This window comes from Arthrobacter sp. GCM10027362 (assembly GCF_042679445.1).
In the GTDB taxonomy this organism is placed as follows: domain Bacteria; phylum Actinomycetota; class Actinomycetes; order Actinomycetales; family Micrococcaceae; genus Crystallibacter.
On the sequence record NZ_JBHTML010000276.1, the window covers coordinates 1 to 3734 of the forward strand.

The following is a 3734-nucleotide window of genomic DNA, read 5'->3' on the forward strand; positions in this document are numbered from 1 at the left end:
CCGCCACCGCTGCCGCCCCGGGCGGCGCCGTCGGAACCGGCGGCGACTGCAAGGCCGCCCAGCTCAAGGCAAGCATTGCCACCCAGCCCGGCGGCGGGGCGGCCGGCAGCGTCTACCGGAATCTGGTGCTGGAGAACACCGGCACCACCGCATGCACGCTGCGCGGCTACCCCGGGGTGTCCTATGTGGATGCCAACGGCAAGCAGGTCGGCGCCCCCGCCCAGCGCAATCCGGATGCCGCCGTGACCGCCGTAACGGTGGCACCGGGCGGTTCGGCCGTCGCCGAGGTGCGGCAGACCAATGCCCAGAACTACGGGGAAGAGTGCAGGCCCACCAACGTCGCCGGGGTCCGGGTCTACCCGCCGAACGACACGGCCTCGCTGGTGGCGCCGCAGTCCACCGTCGGCTGCGCCAATGAAAAGGTAGTCCTGATGACCGTCGGTACGTTCCACACCCCGTAAGCCCCGCCTCCGGCCATTCGGAACGGGCCGGACGGGCACGGCTCGATCCTCGGCTCCCGGTGCACCTTGTCGGCGCCGGGCGATAATCTCGGATACATCGGAATTAACACCCAGCAGGCAGCAGACCCGGCGGATTCCGCGGTTCTGGACAGGTTCTCCCCGGCCACCCGGCAGTGGTTCACCGGGGCCTTCAGCGCGCCCACTCCGGCCCAGGCCGGCGCCTGGGCGGCCATCTCGCACGGGGCGCATGCCCTGGTGGTGGCGCCGACCGGCTCGGGCAAGACCCTCGCGGCCTTCCTCTGGGCGCTGGACGGCTTCCTGCAGGCCGCCGGGGAGGCCCCGGAGCTGCCCCTCGGGGACCTGCCCGCCCGGGCGAAAGCGGCGCCGCGCGGGACCCGGGTGCTGTACATTTCGCCGCTGAAGGCCCTCGGCGTGGACGTGGAACGCAACCTGCGCGCCCCGCTGATCGGGATCACCCAGACCGCCAGGCGCCTGGGCCTGCCCGCACCGTCCGTCACGGTGGGCGTGCGCTCCGGGGACACCCCTGCCGCCGAGCGCCGGCAGCTGCTGTCCCGCCCACCGGACATCCTGATCACGACGCCGGAGTCCCTGTTCCTGATGCTCACCTCCAAGGCGCGGGAGACCCTGGCGAACGTGGACACGGTGATCCTGGACGAGGTGCACGCCGTGGCCGGGACCAAGCGCGGGGCGCACCTGGCCGTCTCGCTGGAGCGCCTGGACGCGCTGCTGCCCCGGCCGGCCCAGCGCATCGGCCTGTCCGCCACGGTGGAGCCGCTGGAGACCGTGGCCCGGTTCCTCGGCGGCAGCTCGCCGGTGGAAATCGTCGCGCCGCCGGCGGCCAAGCGCTGGGACCTGACCGTGGCCGTGCCGGTCGAGGACATGACCGCCCTGGTCCCGCCGCCGGCGGACGAGCTGGATCCGAACCCGCAGCCGGCCTCGATCTGGCCGCACGTGGAGGAGCGGATCGTGGACCTGATCGCCGAAAACCGGTCCACCATCGTCTTCGCCAACTCCCGCCGCCTCGCCGAACGCCTGACCGCCCGCCTCAACGAAATCTGGGCGGAACGTCAGGCCGCGGCGGAAGCGCCGCCTTGGGAGCCGGAGACGTCCTCAAACGGCGGCAACGAAACTTCTTCAGGCCCTGGAGGGCCTTCCGAAGTATTAAAGCCGCCTTCCTCGAGGACGTCTCCGGCCGAACGTACGTCACCTGCTGCTCCCCCGGCGCAGATCATGGCGCAGGCAGGATCCAGCGCCGGGGCCGAACCGGTGCTGGCGCGCGCCCACCACGGGTCGGTGAGCAAGGACCAGCGGGCGCTGATCGAGGACGACCTGAAAACCGGGCGGCTGCGCTGCGTCGTGGCCACCTCCAGCCTGGAACTGGGCATCGACATGGGGGCGGTGGACCTGGTGGTCCAGGTCGAATCCCCGCAGTCGGTGGCCAGCGGCCTGCAGCGGGTGGGCCGGGCCGGGCACCAGGTGGGCGAGGTCTCCCGCGGCGTGCTCTTCCCCAAGCACCGCCAGGACCTGGTCAACACCGCCGTCACGGTGGAGCGGATGCTGGCCGGGCGGATCGAGCCGCTGGCCATCCCGGCGAACCCGCTGGACATCCTGGCCCAGCAGACCGTGGCCGCCACCGCCCTGGGCAGCATCGACGCGGAGGAATGGTTCGACGTCGTCCGCCGCTCGGCGCCCTTCGCCACGCTGCCGCGCTCGGCCTTCGAGGCCACCCTGGACCTGCTGGCCGGGCGCTACCCCTCGGACGAGTTCGCCGAACTGCGCCCGCGGATCGTCTGGGACCGGATCGCCGGCACCCTCACCGGCCGTCCCGGCGCCCAGCGCCTGGCGGTCACCTCCGGCGGCACCATCCCGGACCGCGGCCTCTTCGGCGTCTACCTGGCCGGCTCCGAAAACGCGGGAACCTCAAAAAACACCGGCGGCCGGCGGGTGGGCGAGCTGGACGAGGAGATGGTCTACGAGTCCCGGGTGGGGGACGTCTTCGCCCTGGGCGCGACCAGCTGGCGGATCGAGGACATCACGCACGACCGGGTGCTGGTCTCCCCCGCCTTCGGCCAGCCCGGCAAGCTGCCCTTCTGGAAGGGGGACTCGCTGGGCCGGCCGGTGGAACTGGGCCGGGCGCTGGGCAGCTTCGTGCGGGAGGTCTCGGGCCTGGCCGGGGACCAGGCCCGGCAGCGGCTGGCCGGCAGCGGACTGGATGACTGGGCCGCCGCCAACCTGCTGGCCTACCTGTCCGAACAGCGGGCGGCCACCGACGTCATCCCCAGCGACCGCAGCCTCGTCGTCGAACGCTTCCACGACGAGCTCGGCGACTGGCGGGTGGTGCTGCACAGCCCCTTCGGCCTGCCCGTGCACGCCCCCTGGGCCCTGGCGGTGGGTGCCCGGCTGCAGCAGCGCTACGGCCTGGACGGCTCGGCGATGGCCGCCGACGACGGGATCGTGCTGCGGGTGCCGGTGATGGAGGACGAGCCGCCCGGGGCGGACCTGTTCCTGTTCGACCCGGAGGAACTGGACCAGATCGTCACCGCCGAGGTCGGCGGCTCGGCGCTGTTCGCCTCGCGCTTCCGCGAATGCGCCGCCCGCGCCCTGCTGCTGCCGCGGCAGAACCCGGCCAAGCGCACCCCGCTGTGGCAGCAGCGCCAACGCTCGGCCCAGCTGCTGGACGTCGCGCGCAAGTACCCTACGTTCCCGATCGTGCTCGAGACCGTGCGCGAGTGCCTGCAGGACGTCTACGACCTGCCCGCGCTGAAGGACATTGCCGCGCGCATCGAACGCCGCGAGCTGCGCCTGGTGGAGACGACGACGCCGCAGCCCTCGCCGTTCGCCCGCTCCCTGCTCTTCGGCTACGTCGCCACCTTCCTCTACGAGGGCGATTCGCCGCTGGCCGAGCGCCGCGCCGCCGCGCTGTCCCTGGACCCGGCGCTGCTGAACGACCTGCTCGGCCGGGCCGAGCTGCGCGAACTGCTGGACGAGGCGGTCATCGCCCAGACCGGGCGGGAGCTGCAGCGGCTCACCGAGGACCGCAAGGTCCGCGGCCTCGAGGGCATCGCGGACCTGCTGCGCCTGCTCGGCCCGCTGACCACGAACGAGGTCGCCGCGCGCGTACAGCTCCCGGAGGCCGGCGGCCAGGACGCCGAAGCATACGTCGAGCCGCTGCTGGCGGAGCTGGCGCACGCCAACCGCGCGCTGCAGGTCCACATCGCCGGCACCGCCTGCTGGGCCGCGGTCGAGGACGCC

Annotated in this window: 2 protein-coding genes; both read left to right on the plus strand. The window is 72.9% G+C overall.

Annotation, left to right across the window (positions count from 1 at the left end):
• Positions 1 to 461: DUF4232 domain-containing protein (locus ACFQ36_RS21430; protein ID WP_377017362.1), on the plus strand; the 461-nt coding region annotated here is incomplete at its 5' end.
• 102 nt (positions 462 to 563) lie between these two features.
• Positions 564 to 3734 (plus strand): DEAD/DEAH box helicase (locus tag ACFQ36_RS21435; RefSeq protein ID WP_377017364.1); only part of this gene is annotated, 3171 nt, incomplete at its 3' end.